The following is a 16,608-nucleotide window of genomic DNA, read 5'->3' as shown; positions in this document are numbered from 1 at the left end:
TCGATCGCCTCGTCGGGGTACCCGGGTAGCGCGCAGGACTCGTGGCTGGCGCGGACATTGGCGCCCAAGTGCTTGATTCGCAAGACATCGCCCGCCGCGACAGCGCCCCGCCGCGCCATCAGTCCCGCTGTTTTCACCACCAGTCGGCCAAACCCGACGCGGCGCCCCTGCTTGTCTCTCTCTCTTCAAATCATTGAAGGAAAAGGAAAAGAAAGGGGCGGGGAAGGCCAGCACGAAGCCGCGCCGCGCGCCACGAGTCGCGGCTGTTCCGCCATCGGTGACAAACGCCGCCGGGATGACGCGCCATCAGTCGCCACTGCCCGCCAGCCATCGCCGATGGCCACCCATGGCACCCGAAACCCTTGCCGATCAAGGACTTGCCGATGAATTCCACGAATCCCGCGAGTCCATGGCTTGCGCTGCCGGTGCCCGCGCCGCGCGAGGCCGGGATCGAGCCGCCGGCGCCGCTGGCCACCCTCGACCTGGCCGGCGCGGCCGCGCTGCTCGGCGCGCATCCGGAAACCATCCGGCTCAAGGCCCGCGCCGGCCAACTGCCGGGCCGCAAGGTCGGCAAGCGCTGGATCTTCTCGACCCTGGCCCTGCAGCGCTACCTCGCCGGCGAATGGCTGCCGCGCGAAACGCCGGTCGCCCCCGTCAACGTCACCGTTACTTCGGAACCCCTCGCCCCATGTCGCTCTACAAACGAAAAACCAGCCCGAACTGGCAATACAAGCTCTACCCCCCAGGCGGCGGAACGCCGCTACAGGGAAGCACTGGCACCCGCGACAAGGAGCAGGCGCAGGAATTCCACGACCGGCTGAAGGTGCAGCTGTGGAACCAGGCGCGGCTCGGCGTGAAGCCGCGCCACAGCTGGAACGAGGCGGTGATCCGCTACGTCACCGAGCGCGAGGGCCTGCCCAGCCTGGAAACCTCGAAGACGCACCTGCGCTGGCTCGACCGGCATCTCGCGGGCCTGGCGCTGGACCGGATCGACCGCGAGCGCATCGACGCGATCGCGCTGGCCAAGCGCCAGGAACCGCTCACGGTGCGCACCCGCGAGGGCGTGGTGACCACCGGGCGCGGCGCCAGCGCGGCCACCGTGCGGCGCGTGATCGGCGTGCTGAAGGCGGTGCTGAACGCGGCCGTCGAATGGGAATGGCTGGATCGCGCGCCGGTCACGCGGCGCACCCGGCTGCCCGAGAAGCGCATCCGCTGGCTCACCCCGGCCCAGGCCGAGCGGCTGCTGGCCGAGCTGCCCACGCACCTGGCCGAGATGGCGCGCTTCAGCCTCGAGACCGGCCTGCGCCGCTCCAACGTGACCGGCCTGCAGTGGTCGCAGATCGACCTGGAGCGCCGCGTGGCCTGGATCCATCCCGACCAGGCGAAGGCGAGGAAGGCGATCACGGTGCCGCTGTCGGACGTCGCGCTGGCGGTGCTGCAGCGCCAGCAGGGCGCGTCGCGCGCACCGGGCTGCCGCGACAGCGTGTTCGTCTACCGCGGCCGACCGGTCCACCAGACCTCGACGCTGGCCTGGCACAAGGCGCTCGAGCGCGCCGGCATCGCCGACTTCCGCTGGCACGACCTGCGCCATACCTGGGCCAGTTGGCATGTGCAACGCGGCACGCCGCTGCAGGTGCTCAAGGAACTGGGCGGCTGGGAGACACTGGAGATGGTGCAGCGCTACGCGCACCTGTCGGCGGATCACCTGGCGCAATGGGTCAGGCCGCTGACGGCCGATACCACGCCGCTGCCGGTTCATCGCGTGGATGCCAGGGACGAAGAAAACGGGGACTGAATCAGCAAGGCCGCGCGAACGGAAACCGGCGCGGCTGCAATCCAGCTGCACACGATATCCGTCGAAACTTTACCAGCGCGCAGCATATCCTTTTAGATCAACCCCTTACTCAACTCGCCAACTGCAAAACAAAGGCCATACAAGGTCGATCACGGGCAATCCAGCTCATTCAAGCTGTAATTTGGTTGTACTCGCAGCGGCCCACTTGCCCGTCCACCTAGGCGCCGCCCCCTACCCAACACTGCCTCGCGGATCGCCGCCCAGGCAACTTCGCGGTATCCTTGCCGCTTTGGTCGGACCCAATATTCCGGCATCGAATTGCAAATGAACTCCCATCCTGCCGGCGCAACAGCCCTATGAGGCATTAAACATGGTCGTCACGCACCTCGCTCTCAAGAACTGGAGAAATTTTCGCGAAGTCGATGTCCCACTTCGCGAACGCACCTATCTGCTAGGTGCCAACGCCTCCGGAAAATCGAATTTATTAGATGTTTTCCGATTTCTTCGAGACATCAGTAAGCCGCAGGGCGGCGGTTTGCAGAAGGCAATACATGACCGCGGCGGCATTCAGAAATTGCGTTGCTTGCACGCTCGCAAGGATCCGGAGGTGCGCATAGAGGTTGATCTTGCCGAGGTAGCAGACGACGAACCTGTTTGGCGCTACATATTGGGCTTTAAGCATGAGGGAAAGGGGGCACATCGGACGCTGATTTCAATCGAGCAGGTGTGGCACAAAGGTAAGCGGATACTGAATCGTCCGGACGACAACGACAAAAAAGATGCGGTCCGCCTCACGCAAACAGCATTGGAACAGATCCAAGCCAATGCGCCCTTCCGGGAACTTGCAACGTTTTTCGGTGAAGCAACATATCTACATCTAGTTCCCCAATTATTGAAATATGGCGACCAGATTGGTGGACAGCGCCTTGAAGATGATCCGTTCGGTCAGGGCTTCCTCGAACGAATAGCCAAAACTTCGCCCAAGATCCGAGATTCGCGCCTGAAAAAAATCGAAGCGGCTCTTGCGCTGGCAGTTCCGCAATTCAAAGAACTGCGCTTCACTACAGATAAAGTTAATGGTCGCCCGCATTTGGAGGCAATGTACACACATTACCGCCCCAACGCTGGCTGGCAACGTGAAGAGCAATTTTCGGATGGCACACTTCGCTTGCTGGGCCTTTTGTGGGTTTTGCTAGAAGGCGACTCGCTGTTACTACTCGAAGAGCCAGAGCTGTCACTTAACGACGCCATCGTGCGCGAAATCCCTCGCCTATTACAGCGTGTGCAGCGTGACAGGAAGAGGCGCTCCCGGCAGGTTTTGATCAGTACACACAGTGAGGCTTTGCTTAGCAATCAAGGCATCGACGGTCGCGGCGTCCTTCTGCTAGAGCCTGCTCAAGAAGGAACGCAGGTTCGCGTTCTCAACGAGAAAGAAGAGTTGGTTTTGAAGAGCGGACTTTCAGTCGCAGAAGTGGTATTACCCAAGACCCATCCCAAATCGGCAGAGCAGTTGGGGTTGTGGTAATGGTCTGGATCGTACTTGCAACGGAAGATGAATTGAGCGAGCAAGTTGGTCTTTGCCTTGCCGCCGAAGCGGGCTTGGATGTCGGCCAATGCCTTAGGCGAGGCGGTAATGGCTACCTCCGAAGCCGACTCGCAAATTTTTGTCAGATCGCAGAACAACAACCGGTCCTTCTTATCACCGATCTCGATCAATCGAACTGCGCCTCGACGTTGATAGACAGTTGGTTCGGGCAAATGCAACGACCAGCGAAACTCTTATTTCGCGTCGCCGTCCGCGAAATTGAGTCATGGTTACTTGCGGACCATGAAGGAATGCTCGCCCTACTGGGACGTCGAGCACCAAAACTACCGAGTAATCCGGACAGTCTTCCGGATCCAAAGCAGGCGCTCTTACGCTTCGCGGAGCGCGCGCCGCGTGACGTTCGCGAAGAACTTGTGGCAAAGCAAGGAAGTGTCGCCTCGCAGGGATTGGGATATAACCCGTTACTTTGTCGCTGGGTGCGCGAAACTTGGCAACCAGAACGCGCAGCGACTCGCTCCCCGAGTCTACGCAAAACCAGAACTCGGCTCCGAGAACTGGCCGACTAAGGCGGAACCGCAGCGCCGCTATCGGACGCAGCGATCGCAACTCTGCGGCGTCAGCTCGCAACGACGCGAGCGCCAGAATTCGTCGTTGATGTGTTCATATGCCGGGGCAAACCGGTCTACCAGACCGCGACCGCCGCGTGGCGGAAGGCATTGACGCGAGCAGCATCCAAGACTCGCGCTGGCACAACCCGCGCCACACTTGGGCCAGTTGGCACGTGTAACGCGACACGCCGCTGCCGGTTCATCGCGTGGATGCCAGGGACGAAGAAAACGGGGACTGAATCAGCAAGGCCGCGCGAACGGCAACCGGCGCGGCTGCAATCCAGCTGCACACGATATCGACGAAAACGGGAAAAAACCGCTGAGAGCCTTACGGCGATTGGCGCGCCCGGCTGGGATCGAACCAGCAACCCCTGCCTTCGGAGGGCAGTACTCTATCCATTGAGCTACGGGCGCTTCGGGAAACCGTGTCACGACCCTCGAAAACCCGGGCGGGACGGCGGCAAGAGCGAGAGCATACCTTGTTTCCATGACAGCGTCCACCGCCCGCGGCGGCCCCGCCGCCTTGCGGGTAAACGCCCGCCGCGCGGAGCCCTTCCGCTCGAAAAAGAGGCGTCTATAATCATCGGTGCTTCCGCCTACAGACATTCTGCCGCAGCCGAACCCGAGCAAAATTCCTACTCACGGAGACGAGGCCAGCATGAGTGAAGCGCCCCACCACGAAGCGCCCATCAAGACGCCCGGGCAACTGATCGCCGTGATCGTCGCGTCGTTCGCGATCCCGATCGTCATCATCATCCTGTTCGCCACCTACGCCAACCATGTGTTCCGCACCGGCGCCGGCACCGACAGCCTGTCGGACGCGGCGGTGGCCGCGCGCATCGCGCCGCTCGCGCAGGTCGACGTCAAGGATGCCAACGCGCCGCGCAGCTACAAGAGCGGCGAGGAAATCTACAAGGCGGTCTGCGTGACCTGCCACGCCAGCGGCGCGGCCGGCGCACCCAAGTTCGGCAATGCCGGCGACTGGGCGCCGCGCATCGCGCAGGGCTACGACACGCTGCTGCACGTGGCGCTGACCGGCAAGGGCGCGATGCCCGCGCGCGGCGGCACCAGCCCCGACGACGTCAGCGATTTCGAAATCGCGCGCGCCGTCGTCTACATGGCGAACAACAGCGGCGCGAAGTTCGCGGATCCGGTGCAGCCGGCGGCCGGCGCCGCGGCAGGCGCATCCGGCGCGGCGACCGCCGGCGGCGCCTCGGACGCGAGCGCGAATGCCGCGTCCGGCGCCTCGGCGGTGCCCGACGCGGCGGCTGCCGCCAATGCGCAGGCCGCCGCCGCGATGGCCGCCATCGCCGCCCTGCCCAAGGCCGGTGCCGCGCCGGCCGTCGCGCCCGGCGGCGCCGGCGCGGGCAAGGCGCTGTACGACTCGGTGTGCGTGGCCTGCCACGCGGCCGGCGTGCTCGGCGCGCCCAAGTTCGGCAACAAGGCCGACTGGGCGCCGCGCCTGAAGGATTCGATGGACACCGTCTACAACTACGCGCTGCACGGCAAGGGTTCGATGCCGCCCAAGGGCGGCTCGAACGCGCCCGACGACCAGGTCAAGGCCGCCGTCGATTACATGGTGGGCGCGGCAAAGTAAGCCGCGCACCGGGCCGACCACAAAAAAATGGCCCGTGTCCGCTTCAGGCGGCACGGGCCATCTTCATTCATGGATCTTTGAGCCGCGAGCCCGGCGGCTACTTCTGCAGCAGCGCCTTGAGGCTCGCCAGCCGGTCCTTCGGCGTCATCGGCGCCTCCTCGGGAGTGGGCGGCGGCGCCTCGTCCAGGCCCATCTCGACGATGAAGCGCGAAGGCTCGCAGACGATCGTCTCGCGCGCCCGCTTGCGCTTCTTGCACCAGTTCAGGTGCAGGCTGCGCTGCGCGCGCGTGATCGCCACGTACATCAGGCGCCGCTCCTCCTCGATGCGCTCGTCGTCGATCGTGTCGTCCTCGCTGCCGCCGCGATGCGGCATCACGCCTTCCTCCACACCGACCAGGAACACGTGCGGATACTCGAGCCCCTTCGAGGCGTGCACGGTGGACAGGCGCACCGCATCGGGATCCTCCTCCTTGCCCTCCAGCATCGACATCAGCGCGACGGTCTGGATCAGGCCCAGCAGGTTCTTGCCGGTATCGGCCAGGCCGTCGGCGTTGTGGAAGCCCTCGGCCTCGCCGTCGACCGCCTCGGTTTCCGGCTTGGTGCCCTTGCGCTTCAACCACTCGAGGAATTCCAGCACGTTCTGCCACTTGCTCTGCGCCTGGCGCTCGTCGAAGGCGTCGTACAGGTAGGCCTCGTAGTGGATCGCCTCCATCATGTCGTCGAGCACGGTGGTGGCGGGATCCTTGTCGGCGCGCTCGGTCAGGCGCTGGATGAAGTCGCAGAACATGCGCAGCGGCTCGATCTGCCGCGCCGACAGCCGCGCCTCGATGCCGCCCATGTAGACCGCCTCGAACAGCGACACCTTGGCCTGCCCCGCGTAGGAGCCGAGCGCCTCCAGCGTGGTGTTGCCGATCCCGCGGCGCGGCGTGGTGACGGCGCGGATGAAGGCGGGATCGTCGTCGGCGTTGGCGATCAGGCGCAGGTAGGCGCACAGGTCCTTGATCTCGGCCTTGTCGAAGAAGGACTGGCCGCCCGACAGCACGTAGGGGATCCGCTCGCGGCGCAGCACCTGCTCGAAGATGCGTGCCTGGAAATTGCCGCGGTAGAGGATCGCGTAGTCGCGGAACTGGGTGCGCCGCTCGAACTTGTGCGCCGAGAGCCGGAACACCACCGATTCGGCCTCGTGCTCCTCGTCGTTGCAGGGCGTCACGGTGATGGTGTCGCCCATGCCGTGCTCGGACCACAGCTTCTTCTCGAACAGCTTCGGGTTGTTGGCGATCACGTTGTTGGCGGCGGTCAGGATCCGCACCGTCGAGCGGTAGTTCTGCTCGAGCTTGACCAGATGCAGCTTGGGGAAATCCTTGCCGAGCTGGGCCAGGTTCTCCAGCGTCGCGCCGCGCCAGCCGTAGATCGCCTGGTCGTCGTCGCCGACCGCCGTGAAGGCCGCGCGCGGCCCGGCCAGCAGCTTGAGCAGCTCGTACTGGCAGGCGTTGGTGTCCTGGTACTCGTCGATCAGCAGGTAGCGCAGCTTGTTCTGCCAGCGATCGCGCACCTGCTCGTTCGCCGCGAACAGCTCGGTGGGCAGGCGGATCAGGTCGTCGAAGTCGACCGCCTGGTAGGCGTGCAGGGTGGCCACGTAGTTGCGGTAGACCAGCGCGGCCTGCTGCTCGTCCTCGTTGGCGGCGATCGCCAGCGCCTGCTCGGGCGTCACCAGCCCGTTCTTCCAGAGCGAGATGATGTTCTGGATCTTGCGGATCAGCCCCTTGTCGGTGGTGCCCATCTGCTCCTGCACCATGCCGAAGCAGTCGTCCGAATCCATGATCGAGAACTGCGGCTTGAGGCCGACGTGCTCGGCTTCCTGGCGCAGGATCTGCACGCCCAGCGAGTGGAAGGTGCAGACCGTCAGCTGGTTGACCGGCACCTTGCGGCCTTCCTTGCCGGGCGTGGTCAGCGTCTTGCCTTCCAGCAGCTTGCCGACGCGCTCGCGCATCTCGGCGGCGGCCTTGTTGGTGAAGGTGACGGCCGCGATATGGCGCGGCTCGAAACCCTTGTTCTCGATCAGGTGGGCGATCTTCTGCGTGATCACGCGCGTCTTGCCGCTGCCCGCGCCGGCGAGCACGAGACAGGGACCGTCGAGATAGCGCACCGCTTCGCTTTGAGCGGCATTGAGACCTGCGGACATGGTGACTGGCGGACTGGAAATGCGGGTGACGGCGCCGCCGCCGCGCCTTGGGGCGGGCGCGGTGCGCGCGGCCTGAGCGGCTCGCGCGATGCGGAAAACGACGGACGCGGGAGGGCGCATGTTAACACGCCGCGCGCGATGGAACCGTGACGCGCGCGCGGCGACGGCGACGACGCGCGAGGGCGGCCCGGGCGGCGTGCCGGGCAGCGGCCGGAAAGCACCGCGGGGAGCGCGGCAGGGCTGACGCGAGCGCGCGAAGGAAGACCGCTCGCGGCGGCCGCAGCGGCGTGCCGCGAGCAGGCGGCGCTCGCCGGCATGCCTGCCCGGTGCGTTCGCGCCCCGGTTCGCCGTGCCACAATAGCCGGTCGCGGCGGCGGCCGCGCGCGGTGCTCGACTGCCCGCCTCACGGCCCGCTCCCCAGCCTGCTTCACCGCCCGCCGCCCGCCTTCCGTTCGATCTCGCAAGCTGACAGGATTCGCTCATGACGTCTTTGCTGAAAGTTGGTCTGATGGGTTTCGGTTTCGCCGGCGCCACCTTCCACGCGCCGGTGATCGCGCACAGCGGCCGCACGCGGGTGGCCGCGATCGCCACCGGGCAAGCCGACAAGGCGCGCGCCGCGTACCCGGAGGCGGCCGTGGTCGCCGATTTCGACGCGCTGCTCGGGCTCGCCGAGCTCGACTGCGTGGTGATCGCCACGCCCAACGACACCCACTTCGATCTGGCCCGCCGCGCGCTCGAGGCCGGCAAGCACGTGGTGGTCGACAAGCCGGTCACGCTCAGCTCGGCCGAGGCGCGCACGCTGGCGCGCCTGGCGGCCGACCGCGCCCTGGTGTTCGCGCCCTTCCACAACCGCCGCTGGGACGGCGACTTCCTCACCGTGCGTGAGCTGGTGGCGAGCGGCGAGCTGGGGCGCCTGACGCTGTTCGAATCGCACTTCGACCGCTTCCGCCCGCAGATCCGCCAGCGCTGGCGCGAGGACGCCACGCGCGGCGGCGGCCTGCTGTTCGACCTCGGCCCGCACCTGATCGACCAGGCGCTGGTGCTGTTCGGCCGGCCCGAGACGGTCGGCGCCACGGTGCGCGCGCGCCGCGACGGCGCGGCGGCGGCCGACTTCGTGCACCTGGTGCTGGGTTACGCGAACCATGAAGTGATCCTGCACGCGAGCGCGCTGGCCGCGATCGAGGCGCCGCGCTTCACCGTGCTCGGCACGCGCGGCGGCTACCAGAAGTTCGGCCTCGATACCCAGGAGGACCAGCTCAAGGCCGGCCTCACGCCCGACGACGTCGAATTCGGCGGCGGCAATCCGCCCGGCGTGCTGCACCTGCTGGACGGCGAGATCGAGACCGAGCGGCCGGTGCCCACCCTCGACGGCCAGTACGCCGAGTTCTACCGCGCGCTGGCCGCCTCGGTGCAGGATCGCGCGCCGTTCCCGGTGCCGGCCCAGGACGCGGTGGACGTGATGGCCATCATCGAGCTGGCCGAGCGCAGCGAGCGCGAGGGCCGTCGCCTGCCGTTCGCCAGCGAGCCGTTCTGACCCCGCGCGCCGGGCCCGGGCGACATTTCACCGGCCAAGAACAACATTCGGTTACAAAACAGCGGGGAACCGGCTTCCGTTTCGGGCAGGTCTGAAGCATGCTTCCCCCGGCCGGCCCCTCGCGGGCCGGCTTCGCTTTGCAAGACGCCGTCTCGCACGGCCCGGATCTTGCGCCTCACCGATTCGCCATAGGAGAACGATTCATGCAACGGCTGATCCGTGCGGCCCTCGGCGCCGCCCTCGTCGCCTCGCTGGCCGCGTGCGTCGTCACGCCGCCGCCGAAGCGGCCGGCGCCGCGTCCACGCCCCGTTCAACCGATCCCCGTCCAGCCGCCGCCCCCGCCGCCGCAACCCGCTCCGCCGCCGATCGGCGTGGAGCGCATGAACGGCATCCTGGGCCGCATCGACAGCCTCGGCAACCGCATCGATTCGCGGGTGAACGGCGGCGCCTATCCGCCGCCGCAGGGCGAGGCGCTGCATCGACGCCTCGAGGTGATCCGCCAGGAAGCCAACGACATGAGCGCGCAGCATGGCGGCGGGCTGACCGCCGACGAGCAGCGCGTGCTGAACCAGGAACTCGACACGGCCGCGCGCGCGATCGGCGTCTGAGACGGGCGGGGCGGCTCGCTCGGGCCGCCTCGCGACATGGCCCCTCGGCAGGCGGCCCGGCCCGATCGAATCGGCGAGCCGCCGGCTCCGGCCTTCCACGCTTTCCACGCCTCGCTCTTTCCACCCATGCCGGCATCGCGCCGGCCGCCTGCCCGCGCCATGCGGCTCCGGCCGCCACTTGTCCACCGCCGAACGCGACTTGTCCAGCGCTTATCCCGGGCTTGCCCCCAGCTTGTCCACCCACTTTTCCACCGCCTTATCCACGCGCGTTGCCCGGCTTGTCCACGACTTGTCCCCGCTTTATCCCGAGCTTGTCCCCCGATTCGTCCACCGGCTTGTCCACAGCTTCACGCAGCCTTGTCCCCGCTCGATCCACAGGCTGTCCACCGACTTGTCCCCAGGCGGCACGCCGATGCCGACGGCCGCGCAGCAGGGTCCGCGGCCGACATCCGCGCCCTGCCCGCCTGTCGCCAAGCGACGTGAATTTGCGCAAATTGACAAGCCCTTTGGCCTCGCGTACATTCGCCGGCACGCGTCGGGAGAGCGTGCGACAGCCTGGATTCCGGGCCGCCGCGCCGCCGAAGGGGCACACCCACAAACTCTCAGGCAAAAGGACCGACCGCGTCGGAACACATACGCGCAGCCCAGGTTGCGCGTCAGGTTTTTCGTACTCTGGAGAGCGGCAGTAGCCACGTGCGCGAGCATCGGCAGGCTGCCCACCGAAGGGGCGCGCACCGGCCGGTCAACGGCGGTGCAATCTCTCAGGTATCGAGGACAGAGGGGCTGGCAAGGAACCACGGGCGCGTCGCGCGCCGGCGGCTCACCCACTTGCCGAATCGTTTTCGCGTCCGGGCACCCGCCCGCACGGAACCTCGAGGCCCCGATGACCGCACTCAAACACACCCCGCTCCACGCCGCGCATGCCGCGCTCAACGCCCGCATGGTCGATTTCGGCGGCTGGGACATGCCCGTCAACTACGGCTCCCAGCTGGAAGAGCATCGCGCCGTGCGCACCGATGCCGGGATGTTCGACGTGTCCCACATGTGCGTGGTCGATTTCCGCGGCGAGCGCGCCCGCGCCTTCTTCGAGCACGCCATCGCCAACAACGTCGGCAAGCTGCACACGCCGGGCAAGGCGCTCTACTCCTGCCTGCTGAACCCCGAAGGCGGCGTGATCGACGACCTGATCGTCTACTACTTCACCGAAACCTTCTTCCGCACCGTGGTCAACGCGGGCACCGCCGAGAAGGACATCGCCTGGTTCCAGCGCCTGAACGAGGAAGGCGGCTTCGGCCTCGAGATCACGCCGCGCCGCGAGCTGGCGATCATCGCCGTGCAGGGCCCGAACGCCCGCGCCAAGGCCTGGGACACGGTGCCCGCCGCGCGCGCCGCCACCAGCGAACTGAAACCCTTCAACGCCGCCCAGGTGGCCGGCACTCCGTTCGGCGACCTGACCGTGGCGCGCACCGGCTACACCGGCGAGGACGGCTTCGAGATCATCGTGCCGGCCAGCCACGTGCAAGCGCTGTGGGACGCGCTGATCGCCCACGGCGTGCGCCCGGCCGGGCTCGGCGCGCGCGACACGCTGCGCCTGGAGGCCGGCATGAACCTTTACGGCCAGGACATGGACGAGACCGTCTCGCCGCTCGACGCGGGCCTGGCCTGGACCATCGACCTGTCGGCGCCGCGCGAGTTCGTCGGCCGCGCCGCGCTCGAGGCCCATGGCGAGCGCGCCGGCTTCGTGGGCCTGATCCTCGAGAAGGAAAACGGCAAGGCGGGCGGCGTGCTGCGCGCCCACCAGCAGGTCCTCACCGCACACGGCGAGGGCGAGATCACCAGCGGCACCTTCTCGCCCAGCATGCAGGAATCGATCGCGTTCGCGCGCGTGCCGGCCGGCGTTGCCGTCGGCGATACCGTGCAGGTGCGAATCCGCGACAAGAACCTTCCCGCGCGCGTGGTAAAACTCCCGTTCGTGCGCAACGGCAAGGTATTGGCCGCCTGAGCGCACGAACCTCCAACACGCACAACACAATCAGGAGCATCCGATGAGCAACGTCCCGGCAGATCTGAAATACACCGACGAACACGAGTGGATCCGCACCGAAGCCGACGGCACGCTGACGGTCGGCATCACCGATCACGCCCAGAGCACGCTCGGCGACATCGTCTTCCTCGAGCTGCCGGAAGCCGGCAAGCAGGTGAAGGCGGGCGACCCGATCGGCGTGGTCGAGTCGGTCAAGGCCGCTTCCGACATCTACGCGCCGGTTTCCGGCGAAATCATCGCCGCCAACTCGGACGCGACCGACGAGCCCGAGTCGGTCAACGAAGACGCCTACGACGCCTGGCTGTTCAGGATCAAGCTCGCCCCCGGCGCCAACACCAACGATCTGCTCGACGCGGCCGCGTACAGCAAGCTGATCGACGGCTAAGCCCTTTTCGACCCGAGCGGCGCGCGCGACCACGGCACGCGCGCCGCAACCCGCAGGAATGCCATGAAGCTCGACCATCCGGATCACCTGATGAACCGCACGCCCCTCTCGCTCGCCGCGCTCGAAACGCACGACGCGTTCGCCGAACGCCATATCGGCCCCGACGCCGCCAGCCAGCAGGCGATGCTCGACACGCTCGGCTTCGCCTCGCGCGCGGCGCTGATCGAGGCGGTGATCCCCGCCGCGATCCGTCGCGACGAGACGCTGCCGCTGGGGCCGTTCACGCAGCCCAGGAGCGAGGCGGAAGCGCTCGCCGCGCTGCGCGAGCTGGCGAACCAGAACCAGGTGTTCCGGTCCTTCATCGGCCAGGGTTACTACAACGCGCATACGCCGGCCGTGATCCTGCGTAACGTGCTCGAGAACCCGGCCTGGTACACGGCCTACACGCCTTACCAGCCGGAAATCTCGCAGGGCCGCCTGGAGGCGCTGCTGAACTTCCAGCAGATGGTCACCGACCTGACCGGCCTGGCGATCGCCAATGCCTCGCTGCTGGACGAAGCCACCGCCGCCGCCGAGGCGATGACCCTGCTGCAGCGCAACGGCAAGCCGAAGTCGAACCGCTTCTTCGTGGCCGACGACGTGCTGCCGCAGACGCTGGAAGTGATCCGCACCCGCGCCGAGCCGATCGGCATCGAGGTGGTGACGGGCCCGGCGGCGCAGGCCGCCGACGCCGACGCGTTCGGCGTGCTGCTGCAATACCCGGGCGTGAACGGCGACGTGCGCGACTACCGCGCGCTGACCGAGGCCGTGCACGCGGCCGGCGGCCACGTGGTGGTGGCGGCCGACCTGCTGGCCCTGACCGTGCTCGTGCCGCCCGGCGAATGGGGCGCGGACGTGGCGGTCGGCAATACCCAGCGCTTCGGCGTGCCGGTCGGCTTCGGCGGCCCGCACGCGGCCTACCTGGCCGTGCGCGACGAATTCAAGCGCCAGATGCCGGGCCGCCTGGTGGGCGTGACGGTCGACGCGCAGGGCAAGCCGGCCATGCGCCTGGCCCTGCAGACGCGCGAGCAGCACATCCGCCGCGAGAAGGCCACCTCGAACGTCTGCACCGCGCAGGCCCTGCTGGCGATCATGGCCAGCTCCTACGCGGTCTACCACGGCCCGCGCGGCCTGAAGACCATCGCGCTGCGCGTGAACCGGATCGCCGGCCTGCTGGCCGCGGGCGTCGCCCAGCTCGGCTACACGCTGGTCAACGACAGCTTCTTCGACACGCTGACGGTCGAGGCCGGCCAGCACGCCGCCGCGCTGCACGAAGCCGCGCGCGCCAAGCGCATCAACCTGCGCCATGCCGGCGCCAGCCAGGTGGGCATCTCGATCGACGAGACCACCACCCGCGCCGACCTGGCCGACCTGCTGGCCGTGTTCGCCTCGGTGGCGGGCGCCGCCGCGCCGTCGGTGGACGCGCTGGAAGCGGCCCTGCCGGGCGCGCCGGTGCTGCCGGCCCAGCTCGAACGCCAGAGCGCCTACCTGACCCACCCGGTGTTCAACCGCCATCATTCCGAAACCGAGATGCTGCGCTACCTGCGCAGCCTGTCGGACAAGGACCTGGCGCTGGACCGCTCGATGATCCCGCTCGGCTCCTGCACCATGAAGCTGAACGCGACCTCCGAGATGCTGCCGGTCACCTGGCCCGAATTCGGCCAGATCCACCCGTTCGCACCGGAAGAGCAGACCGTCGGCTACCGCACCATGATCAGCCAGCTCGAGCAGATGCTGGTGGCGGCCACCGGCTACGCGGCCGTCTCGCTGCAGCCGAACGCCGGCTCGCAGGGCGAGTACGCGGGCCTGCTGATCATCCACGCCTATCACGCCTCGCGCGGCGAGGGCCATCGCGACGTCTGCCTGATCCCGGCCTCGGCGCACGGCACCAACCCGGCCTCGGCCCACATGGCCGGCATGAAGGTGGTGGTGGTGGCCTGCGACGAGCAGGGCAACGTCGACCTCGCCGATCTCAAGGCCAAGGCCGAGCAGCACGCGGCGAACCTGGCCGCGATCATGATCACCTACCCGTCGACGCACGGCGTGTTCGAGCAGAACGTGCGCGAGATCTGCGAGGTCGTGCACGCGCACGGCGGCCAGGTCTACGTGGACGGCGCGAACATGAACGCGATGGTCGGCCTGACCGCGCCGGGCCAGTTCGGCGGCGACGTGTCCCACCTGAACCTGCACAAGACCTTCTGCATCCCGCACGGCGGCGGCGGCCCCGGCGTCGGCCCGGTCGCGGTCGGCGCGCATCTCGCCAAGTTCCTGCCGAACCAGCGCTCGACCGGCTACACGCGCGGCGCCGACGGCATCGGCGCGGTCTCGGCGGCGCCTTACGGCTCGGCCTCGATCCTGCCGATCTCGTGGATGTACATCGCGATGATGGGCGCGCGCAACCTGACGGCCGCCACCGAAGTGGCGATCCTCAACGCCAACTACATCGCCAAGCGTCTCGCGCCGCATTACCCGGTGCTGTATTCGGGCCCGGGCGGGCTGGTCGCGCACGAGTGCATTCTCGACCTGCGCCCGATCAAGGACAGCAGCGGCATCACCGTCGACGACGTCGCCAAGCGCCTGATGGACTACGGATTCCACGCGCCGACCATGAGCTTCCCGGTGCCGGGCACGCTGATGGTCGAGCCGACCGAATCGGAATCGCAGGAGGAGCTGGACCGCTTCATCGACGCGATGGTGGCGATCCGCGAGGAAATCCGCGCCGTCGAGGAAGGCCGCGCCGATCGCGAGGACAACCCGCTGCGCCATGCGCCGCACACGGCGGCGGTGGTCACCGCCAACGAGTGGACGCACGCCTACACGCGCGAGCAGGCCGCGTTCCCGGTGGCGTCGCTCGCGGCCGGCAACAAGTACTGGCCGCCGGTCGGCCGGGCGGACAACGTCTACGGCGACCGCAACCTGTTCTGCGCGTGCGTGCCGATGTCCGACTACGCCTGACGGAGCGCGCGCCCCTCGCCGAGCCCGTCATGACGCGCGCCATGCCTCCCGCCCCCGCGGCGGGGCGCATGGCGCGCGGTCGCGTTCGCCTCCAAGTCCGGCTAACATCTGACACCGCCATCCAGCCAAACGAGGAGTTCCGCATGGTGCGCAAGGTGTTTCCGGATCGCATGGCCACACGGCATGTACAGCACGTACGGCAGGCCCATTGGCGCGCGCTCGCGCCGGCATTCGCGGCCTGCGTCGCGTTCGCGCTGTCGGCCGCTGCCTCGCCTGCGCGCGCGGCGATGAATTTCTGCGCGGCGCCCGCGCTGCAGAGCAACGAGAGCACCTCGGCCGAGCCCGGCATCCAGGCGCTGGTGCGCAGCGTCGACGCGCACCTGAACGACGCGCCGAAGGCGCTCGTGCACCTGCATACCGAAGGCCTGCTGCCGCACGAAGGCATCCGCGACCAGAGCGAGGAAGCGCTCAAGGACATGGAGCTGATGCGCGACGCGGCGCTGGCCTGGCGCGTCACCAACAACCCGCGTTATCTCGCGCTGCTGAACCGCTTCCTGCTGGCCTGGGTCACCACCTACCAGCCCGACTTCAACCCGATCGACGAGACCCGCTTCGAGGGCCTCATCATCGCCTACGACATGGCCGCCAGCACGCTGCCGGTCAAGACGCGCAACGCGGCCTCGACCTTCATCGCCAAGCTCGGCGCCGGCTACGTGGCGCAGGTCGACGCGCAGCCGCGCCCGCTCACCGGCGTTTGGCGTAACAACTGGCAGAGCCACCGGATCAAGCTGATCGCGCTGTCGGCCTTCACGCTCGGCGACCGCAAGATGATGAACGCCGCCCAGCGCCTGTTCGTCGAGCACCTGGCCGACAACATCAAGCCGGACGGCACCACCTTCGATTTCGAGGAGCGCGACGCGGTCCACTACGCGGTCTACGACCTGCAGCCGCTGGTCACGGCGGCGCTGGCCGCGCGGCGTTTCAACCGCAACTGGCTGCGCGAGCGCGGCAGCAACGGCGCCACCCTGCAGGCCGCGCTCGACTGGCTGGTGCCCTATGCGCGCGGCGAGAAGACCCATGAAGAATTCGTGAACTCCACGGTGCCGTTCGACGCCAAGCGTCGCGAGGCGGGCCTGCCCGGTTATTCGGGCCAATGGCAGCCGGCCAACGCCACCGAGCTGTTCCACCTCGCGGCCCGTCTCGACGGCCGCTACAACAGCGTCGCGCAGCAGCTCGCGCCGCAGCCGCCCGCCTGGCTGGCTGCGTGCCTGCCGCTGCCGGCACGTTAATCACCCCATCCGCATTACAGGAACTC

General features: G+C 67.8%; 10 protein-coding genes, 1 tRNA gene, 2 pseudogenes and 2 riboswitches. Of the genes and pseudogenes, 11 read left to right on the top strand and 2 right to left on the bottom strand.

The features are described from left to right. Positions 1-383: 383 nt before the first annotated feature. From BM43_RS42510 to BM43_RS42595, 4 genes and pseudogenes are all read left to right on the top strand, one after another. Positions 384-605: pseudogene (locus tag BM43_RS42510) on the top strand (helix-turn-helix domain-containing protein); the annotation flags it as partial. Positions 606-688: 83 nt separating this feature from the next. Further along, on the top strand, positions 689-1,795 hold the full coding sequence (locus BM43_RS24310; protein ID WP_042285421.1) for a tyrosine-type recombinase/integrase: 1,107 nt from the start codon (positions 689-691) through the stop codon (positions 1,793-1,795). Positions 1,796-2,165: 370 nt separating this feature from the next. Continuing rightward, positions 2,166-3,320, top strand: coding sequence for an AAA family ATPase (locus BM43_RS39380; protein ID WP_036048660.1), 1,155 nt, complete (start codon positions 2,166-2,168; stop codon positions 3,318-3,320). A gap of 602 nt (positions 3,321-3,922) precedes the next feature. Continuing rightward, positions 3,923-4,125: pseudogene (locus BM43_RS42595) on the top strand (site-specific integrase); the annotation flags it as partial. Positions 4,126-4,287: 162 nt separating this feature from the next. Here BM43_RS42595 and BM43_RS24295 read toward each other — a convergent pair. Continuing rightward, positions 4,288-4,363, bottom strand: a tRNA-Arg gene (locus BM43_RS24295). Between the two features lie 244 nt (positions 4,364-4,607). On the opposite strand from BM43_RS24295, the gene BM43_RS24290 reads away from it, so the two are divergent. Continuing rightward, the gene (locus BM43_RS24290; protein WP_036048662.1) at positions 4,608-5,546 is read left to right on the top strand and encodes a c-type cytochrome; all 939 of its coding nucleotides are present in this window, start codon (positions 4,608-4,610) and stop codon (positions 5,544-5,546) included. A 97-nt stretch (positions 5,547-5,643) separates the two neighbouring features. Here the strand turns inward: BM43_RS24290 and BM43_RS24285 are convergent, their stop codons facing one another. After that, a complete protein-coding gene (locus BM43_RS24285) occupies positions 5,644-7,728 on the bottom strand; it encodes a UvrD-helicase domain-containing protein (protein WP_036035288.1) in 2,085 nt (694 codons plus the stop codon). A gap of 481 nt (positions 7,729-8,209) precedes the next feature. Between BM43_RS24285 and BM43_RS24280 the strand changes: the two genes are divergently transcribed. The 6 genes from BM43_RS24280 (at position 8,210) to BM43_RS24255 (ending at position 16,582) form a co-directional block, all read left to right on the top strand. Beyond that, entirely contained in the window at positions 8,210-9,262 is a 1,053-nt protein-coding gene (locus tag BM43_RS24280) for an oxidoreductase (RefSeq protein ID WP_036048664.1), read from the top strand. A gap of 203 nt (positions 9,263-9,465) precedes the next feature. Continuing rightward, positions 9,466-9,870: a hypothetical protein gene (locus BM43_RS24275; protein WP_013696202.1), complete on the top strand. Its 405-nt coding sequence runs from the start codon at positions 9,466-9,468 to the stop codon at positions 9,868-9,870. Positions 9,871-10,396: 526 nt separating this feature from the next. Beyond that, positions 10,397-10,498, top strand: a riboswitch (glycine riboswitch). A gap of 34 nt (positions 10,499-10,532) precedes the next feature. After that, a riboswitch (glycine riboswitch) is annotated at positions 10,533-10,658 on the top strand. Between the two features lie 95 nt (positions 10,659-10,753). Beyond that, the gene (gene gcvT, locus BM43_RS24270; protein WP_017920319.1) at positions 10,754-11,872 is read left to right on the top strand and encodes a glycine cleavage system aminomethyltransferase GcvT; all 1,119 of its coding nucleotides are present in this window, start codon (positions 10,754-10,756) and stop codon (positions 11,870-11,872) included. 43 nt (positions 11,873-11,915) lie between these two features. Next, on the top strand, positions 11,916-12,299 hold the full coding sequence (gene gcvH / locus BM43_RS24265) for a glycine cleavage system protein GcvH (protein ID WP_036048666.1): 384 nt from the start codon (positions 11,916-11,918) through the stop codon (positions 12,297-12,299). A 63-nt stretch (positions 12,300-12,362) separates the two neighbouring features. Beyond that, positions 12,363-15,293: an aminomethyl-transferring glycine dehydrogenase gene (gene gcvP, locus BM43_RS24260; RefSeq protein ID WP_036048669.1), complete on the top strand. Its 2,931-nt coding sequence runs from the start codon at positions 12,363-12,365 to the stop codon at positions 15,291-15,293. Positions 15,294-15,436: 143 nt separating this feature from the next. Further along, a complete protein-coding gene (locus BM43_RS24255) occupies positions 15,437-16,582 on the top strand; it encodes an alginate lyase family protein (protein ID WP_013696198.1) in 1,146 nt (381 codons plus the stop codon). Positions 16,583-16,608 lie beyond the last annotated feature (26 nt).

Source organism: Burkholderia gladioli, from assembly GCF_000959725.1.
Classification (GTDB): domain Bacteria; phylum Pseudomonadota; class Gammaproteobacteria; order Burkholderiales; family Burkholderiaceae; genus Burkholderia; species Burkholderia gladioli.
Note: the sequence above shows the minus strand (reverse complement) of the source record. Positions and strands in the feature narration are given on the sequence as shown.